The 6,638-nt window shown below is 41.2% G+C and carries 6 protein-coding genes; all 6 read left to right on the forward strand.

The window, feature by feature from the left end; genetic code table 11:
• The first annotated feature begins 130 nt into the window (after positions 1–130).
• The 6 genes from rsmF (at position 131) to N482_RS10320 (ending at position 5,953) form a co-directional block, all read left to right on the forward strand.
• Positions 131–1,582, forward strand: coding sequence for a 16S rRNA (cytosine(1407)-C(5))-methyltransferase RsmF (rsmF, locus tag N482_RS10295; protein ID WP_063376952.1), 1,452 nt, complete (start codon positions 131–133; stop codon positions 1,580–1,582).
• A gap of 378 nt (positions 1,583–1,960) precedes the next feature.
• Complete coding sequence (locus tag N482_RS10300) at positions 1,961–2,167, forward strand: ParD-like family protein (RefSeq protein ID WP_063376953.1); 207 nt, start codon at positions 1,961–1,963, stop codon at positions 2,165–2,167.
• Complete coding sequence (gene map, locus N482_RS10305) at positions 2,148–2,930, forward strand: type I methionyl aminopeptidase (protein ID WP_063376954.1); 783 nt, start codon at positions 2,148–2,150, stop codon at positions 2,928–2,930. Before N482_RS10300 ends, map begins: the two co-directional genes overlap by 20 nt.
• A gap of 70 nt (positions 2,931–3,000) precedes the next feature.
• Positions 3,001–3,297, forward strand: coding sequence for a hypothetical protein (locus tag N482_RS10310; RefSeq protein ID WP_155730559.1), 297 nt, complete (start codon positions 3,001–3,003; stop codon positions 3,295–3,297).
• Positions 3,298–3,481: 184 nt separating this feature from the next.
• Entirely contained in the window at positions 3,482–5,077 is a 1,596-nt protein-coding gene (locus tag N482_RS10315; RefSeq protein WP_063376956.1) for an esterase-like activity of phytase family protein, read from the forward strand.
• A gap of 15 nt (positions 5,078–5,092) precedes the next feature.
• On the forward strand, positions 5,093–5,953 hold the full coding sequence (locus tag N482_RS10320) for a hypothetical protein (protein WP_063376957.1): 861 nt from the start codon (positions 5,093–5,095) through the stop codon (positions 5,951–5,953).
• Positions 5,954–6,638 lie beyond the last annotated feature (685 nt).

Below are 6,638 nucleotides of genomic sequence, written 5' to 3' on the forward strand. Positions count from 1 at the left end.
ATAGACGTATATTGCAAACGTCATGCTATTTCCCCGTCATGACGTTTGCCAAAATCTCCAGGACCTCCCACCAAATTACCTCTATTAATGGTAAACTAGACACTATCTGAGTTGTTTCGAGTAATTAAGATTGGATAAAAATACCTATATTCCAGAAAACTTCATTGATGACGTAAAAAGTTACATCCCATCCCACCTCACCATCGGGGGTTTTCTCAGTAGCTGCCAAGAACCTCTTCGACTTTCCATACGTGTTAATACACTCAAAATGTCTGTCGCAGAATTTGAACTCGAAGCACAAAAAATCGGTTGGCAGATCACTCCTATTCCCTGGTGCCCTGAAGGCTTCTGGCTTAATCGAAGCTCTGAAGAGGAAACCTCTTTGCCAATCGGAAATACTGCGCTTCATTTAAGTGGATGCATATACGTCCAAGAAGCAAGCTCTATGCTACCGCCTTTGGCTTTGCGTGAAGAGATTCAAGCTATGCAAGGAAATGAATTTGCCATGCTGGACGTTGCGGCAGCGCCAGGTTCAAAAACATCGCAACTTTGCGCGCTGATGGATAATAGAGGGCTTCTAGTTGCAAACGAATTTTCTTCTTCTCGATTAAAAGTGCTCGCGGCCAATATGAAACGCATGGGGGCATCTAATGTTGCCCTATCACACTTTGATGGCAAAATCTTCGGCGACTATATGTATGAGTGCTTTGATCATATATTGCTTGATGCGCCTTGTTCTGGAGAAGGTACCGTTAGAAAAGATCCAAATGCACTCAAAAATTGGTCTATTGAATCTAACGTAGAGATAGCAGAGGTGCAAAAATCACTCATAAGAAGTGCTTTTTTAGCCCTCAAACCAGGTGGCACTTTGATTTACTCGACCTGCACACTCACTCCGCTGGAAAATCACAATGTATGCGAATATTTACTGGACGAGTTTGGAGACGCAGTTGAGACAATATCTCTCGCGAACCTATTCGAAAATGCAGAAAAAGCCACAACAGAGCAAGGTTACCTGCATGTATGGCCACAAATCTTCGACAGCGAAGGCTTCTTCATTGCTAAATTTGTTAAAAAGTCCTCTGTTGAAAATGAAAACCAACAAATCAAAAAGGGCACATTTCCTTTCGAACGTTTTGCACCAAAAGCACAGCAGGCATTTAATTCATACCTTAAAAAGCAATTTAAGATAAGTGCACTGTCCGGCAACTTAATGCAAAGAGACAAAGAACTCTGGCTATTCCCCGAGCAACTTGATGCTTTAAAAAACAAGATTAAATACGCAAGATTGGGGATTAAACTCGGTGCTATCCATAAAAATGGTGTACGTCTTGAGCATGAGCTAGCCACTGCATTTGGCCATCTAGCTCAGCAAAACACACATGCACTAACACAAACACAAGCTGTGGATTACTTTCAAGGAAAAGACGTTCGTTTGGATGCGCCATCTTCGCAAACTGGAGAAGTGATTTTGACGCTATGCGGCGCCCCTGTTGGGCTTGGAAAGTGGCAAAAAGCGAAAATTAAAAATAATTTACCGCGAGATCTCATTGCACAAGGCCAGTTGATAACTTGGGTATAACCTGAATAGAACTTTTTGACAACTTTAAGATTATTAATTCATATACGCATAAGCTAATGATTTATAGATATTTTAAAAATGTCAGATTGTTTGTAAGTTTTCAGCAGTATTAACTACACTTAATAAACTTTCTACTTCTCCCTTATGTGTAATAGAAGGTGTTAAAGTTAGCGCACGGCTCCATATGAGCCTTCCCCTACGCCCAGATTCACACATTACTGGGCGTTTTTTTTTGCTTTTTTTAGCTACCTCCTCCATCAGGTATATTCATAAAATTGTCACAAAACTAGTTTCATACACATTTAGAATGTGATTTGTTGTTGATTTTAAATTCGCAAAAAATACAATACATATATAGATTGATATATAACGCATATTATGGGTATTGTGAAAATTTCTGATGAGCTCCATGAAGAAGTCAGGCTAGCTAGCCAAGTTATGTCTCGCTCAATTAATTCTCAAGCTGAGTTCTGGTTGAAAATTGGCCGTCTTGCTGAGCAGAACCAAGACAAGTCTTTTGCAGAGCTAATCCAGATAGAAGTAGAACAAGTAAGAAAAAAGCAGAATGAAACCAGTCATAATTAAAAGTGATGAGCACATACAGTGTATGAAAGAGTCAGGGGCACTACTAGCAAGCGTATTTAAAGCCCTAGATGAGTACATAGAAGTCGGGATGACGACCATGGAACTCAATGATTTTGTAGAAACTTATATTACGGAAAACCTTGAGGCAATAGCCTCAACAAAAGGCCAATATGGCTATCCTTATGCAATAAATGTGTCTATTAACGAAGTCGTATGCCATGGCATGCCTAAGGCCAGCCAAAAAATAAAATCTAGCGATATTATCAATGTTGATGTGACTCTAAAGCACAACGGTTACTTGGCCGATTCAAGTAAAATGTATGTGATGAAAGATGCCTCGCCTCTTGCCAAAAAGCTTGCTAAAGAAACTTATCAAGCTATGTGGGAAGGGATTAAACTCGTTAGGCCTGGTGCTAAGCTTGGGGATATCGGTCATGCCATTCAGAGCTATGCTGAGCGCAGAGGCTACAGTATTGTTAGAGAGTTCTGCGGCCATGGAATTGGCAGTGAAATGCACGAAGGCCCTGATGTACTCCACTTTGGTAAAAAAGACACCGGATTAGTATTGAAACCGGGTATGACTTTTACCATTGAGCCAATGATCAACCAAGGTTCGCACAAAGTCAAAACGCTTAAAGATGGCTGGACTGTTGTCACCAAGGACAAAAAGCTTTCTGCTCAGTGGGAGCATACCATTTTAGTGACTGATAATAGTTATGAGGTTTTGACTTTACGACACGATGAAGCTGTGACTTGCTCCTAAAGCTTAGTTACAACCTGCACGTAGAGCTTTGCCAATTAAAGCTCTCAGTTAAAGTGAGTATTCCTATCAAGTGTATAAAAACCGCACCATGAAAAGATATAGGATTTTATTTGCACTTTTGTGGCTTGATAAAGGAAAAATCACCGGTTCATTGCTCTCGCTCATTTTTACTTGTTTGATGGCATTTGATTTCCAGACTAGGTTTTTTGATTGGCAACTCGCATTAAGTTGGGGCGTCCCGACTCTCTTAATTGGTTTTGGGTTAGGCTTTTTGTTTGATTTCAGCCGCTTTTCTGAATCAACTTACAGAAAACGTTATAATAAGAGTCCTCCTCCTCCGAAAGATGGAAACGGCCCGATGGATTAAGAGCAACTAAACACTCTTATAATGGCCACTCTTTAACAACTCTCCCATTTCGCGTTTCTATATTGATAATATCACCCGGTGGCACTGCCTAGTGTCATAATTCTATGACTCTGTATGTTTATGCTAGCGCAAGTTTTAAGCAGTTGTTTTGCTGCGCAATATACATAACAAGAAGGAGTATGGAATGAAGCGTATAAATCTCAGTCTCATATCATGTGCACTCGTTGCTGGTTTGACTGCGTGTAATGGCGACGATGGTGCTCAAGGTGCATCAGGTAGTGACGGTACAAATGGTACGACTGGTAAAGATGGCAACTCAGGTCTATCAAGCCTTGTAAATCAAGCAGAATTACCTATGGGCGACAGTACCTGTTTTTTTGGTGGTATCGCCATAAAGTCTGGCCTAGATACCAACGATGATGGCGTATTGGACGATTCAGAAGTGTCGCAAAGCAACTCAGTATGCCAGCCTTCTCCTTTAACAGCGCAGGGGGCTGCCTTACCTTATACAGCACTTAGAAGTGACTTACAAAATGGTACGGTTGAAGGCAGCGTATTTGAAATTCGAAATGGAGGGTTTGGCTCAGATATGGTAGCTCATCCTCAAAACAAGAACCAGTTTTATACTTTGACCGATAGAGGACCAAATGCAACGTTTACGGGAGGCTATGGCAAAGGCAAGAAGTTTCCAATACCGGACTATACACCTCGTATTGGGCTATTTGAATTACACAAAAATGGCACCATCAAAAAGCTGAAAGAGATTCTTCTAAAGCGACCAGACGGCACACCAATCTCTGGGCTGCCAAATACATCTAGCATGGGGGGAACTGGTGAAACACCCTATACGGCAGAAGGACTTCCTGTTTTGGAGGATCAAACTCAAGCTTTTGATGAGCTTAATAACCCAATCAAGTTAGATGACTATGGGCTAGATGGCGAAGGGCTTGTCGCATTGGGCGATGGTAGCTTTTGGATAAGCGACGAGTATGGTCCACATCTTGTGCACTTTGATGCAAAGGGTAAGGAAATCGAACGCATCAATGCTTTTAAAAATGATGATCGCGTATCGCTTCATTTGCCCCAAGAGTTTTCAAATCGCAGAGCAAATAGAGGCATGGAAGGGCTTGCCATTACTCCTGATGAAAAAACACTTGTCGGGATCATGCAATCAACGATGTACAATCCAGATAAAGCGGTTAAATCGCTAGATGTGACACGCATAGTAACAATAAATTTAGAAACACAGCAAATCAGCCAGTACTTATACAAACAGGAACAAGCACAAAACTCCAACTCTGGGATTGTCGCGCTATCCAACTCAGAATTTCTCGTTATCGAGCGCGACGGCGCTTTCTATCAACAGAACCCAGATGCGATAAAGCGGATTTATAAAATCGATTTATCTGCGGCAACCGACCTCGAACAGGTTAACGAGAATGGTGACCTGTCTCAAGACTCTGAACTTGGCCTACTGATATCAGGAAAAACCATAGAACAAACAGTATTGGAAACGAGTTGGGATACGCTCACTACGCACGACATTCAGCCGGTTAGCAAAACATTGATATTAGATCTTGTCCAAGAAATTGCCTACCCACACGATAAACTAGAGGGGATGTGGTTGATTGACCATAACCGCTTGGCTGTGATTAACGATGACGACTTTGCCACTTGGTCTACCGATGGTGTGCTGGAGCAAAAGTACTTAGATACAGGGCGTACGCAAATAGATGGAAACAAGCTCTATTTGTTTGAAAACCTACAACTCAATCAATAATTATAAAGGATTTTCATGAAGCACTTTATCACCTTTTTCTCCCTTTTGATGCCTCTCAACGTACTCGCCGTTCCCACTATCGACTCAAAAGAATATAAAGTCATGCTGAGCACGACGCATTTTTCAAAATCTAATGAGCATCTAGCGGTCAACCAAGTATTTGAAGAGGTTGCTGGTTTGACCTTATCAGCAACAAGTAAACCACTAATAGGCACCTCGTATTTATCAAAAATACGCCAAGTTCGCTTTTATGATGTTGCACAAGTATGTACATTAAAAGAGCTGGGGTATGTCTTCAGGGAGCGTATTGAAAATGGCAGGTCAGAAGTAACTTTAAAATATCGTCATGTAGACAGCTATTTATCTGATTTTGAGGATGTCTCAAGTCAACATAGTGAAGCAAAAACAAAGCTAGAAGCAGATTTTAGTATCGCAAATAGCGGAGTGTGGAAAATTGTATACGGGCACTCCACTAAAGTACCTAACAGTAGATATATCAACGAAGTAAAAGATATTAATAAACACTTTACAGGCTTTGATAATGTTTATCGGTTACCGGACTCGACACCTCTGAGTCCTGTCTCCGGATTAGCTGTGTATGAGCGAGTCTATGAGGGGTATACGGTTGACCTAGGTCGACAAGACGCTGAATTTTCACTCACTCTTTGGTATCAAAGTGAACATACCGAAACGCCACTAGTCGCAGAGCTTTCTTTCAAATATGCAGATCAACAAGGCGATTTTAGTAAAACCGTAACCCAGCGTGCTGCTCGTTTATTCGAAAACTTTAGAAACAACCTTAACTATATAGACAGCACAAGCATGACCAAAACACAGTTTGTATACCACCATCAACCGAGCTTTTGCGCTGAATAAGCCAAAAGTAAAAAAGAAGGGCTAACAGCCCTTCTCTTCATCCTAGAGGATATTCATAGGTTGGATCTTAAGAAAACTTGAAGGCGAACTCTGTTAATGATCAAATGGTTACGCTAACAATCACTCAATCAAAAACAGAGCGCTTATGAACCTTAACCAAATTTGCCAACAAATTAAAGCTGTCTTTTCATCTGATAACCTGAACCAACAAGCTTAAAATGCTAAATTCCAAAAAAGATTACGCAAGCTTTCCTGTGACCAGCTTTTAAAAGCTGCATTTAAAACCCTTTCGACTCAAAAGGATGCCAACCTATCTGATATTCACCAATCTTTGCAAAGCGACTTTGATTGTGCAATTGACTACAAACCATTTCACAACCTTACTTAAAAAATTGACTGAGCAGGCGATACCCTCAATGACGTTTTCTTCTCTCGATTGCTCATTTTTCTCTAAAAGAGGTGTTCATCGGGTATTGCTCCAAGATGGCGCTTCCTTTGCGCTCCATAAAGAGTTGGCCGAAACCTTTGCAGGGCGATTTAACACAACCAGTCCAGCAGCAATCGAATTGCATGTGACCTATTCTGCGAGCAGCCTTGTGAGATAGACATTCGTCCTGATGTGGAAGCAGAACGAGATTTCTTGTCTGGTAGCGACACGCTTGAAGACACGTTACTCTTAGCAGAT

This window comes from Pseudoalteromonas luteoviolacea NCIMB 1942, from assembly GCF_001625595.1.
Taxonomy (GTDB): domain Bacteria; phylum Pseudomonadota; class Gammaproteobacteria; order Enterobacterales; family Alteromonadaceae; genus Pseudoalteromonas; species Pseudoalteromonas luteoviolacea_A.

Excerpts from the sequence above, each read along its gene's own strand:
- N482_RS10320 (WP_063376957.1), top strand. The coding sequence starts at position 5,093 with ATGAAGCACTTTATCACCTTTTTCTCCCTTTTGATGCCTCTCAACGTA.
- map (WP_063376954.1), top strand. The coding sequence starts at position 2,148 with ATGAAACCAGTCATAATTAAAAGTGATGAGCACATACAGTGTATGAAA.
- N482_RS10315 (WP_063376956.1), top strand. The coding sequence starts at position 3,482 with ATGAAGCGTATAAATCTCAGTCTCATATCATGTGCACTCGTTGCTGGT.
- N482_RS10300 (WP_063376953.1), top strand. The coding sequence starts at position 1,961 with ATGGGTATTGTGAAAATTTCTGATGAGCTCCATGAAGAAGTCAGGCTA.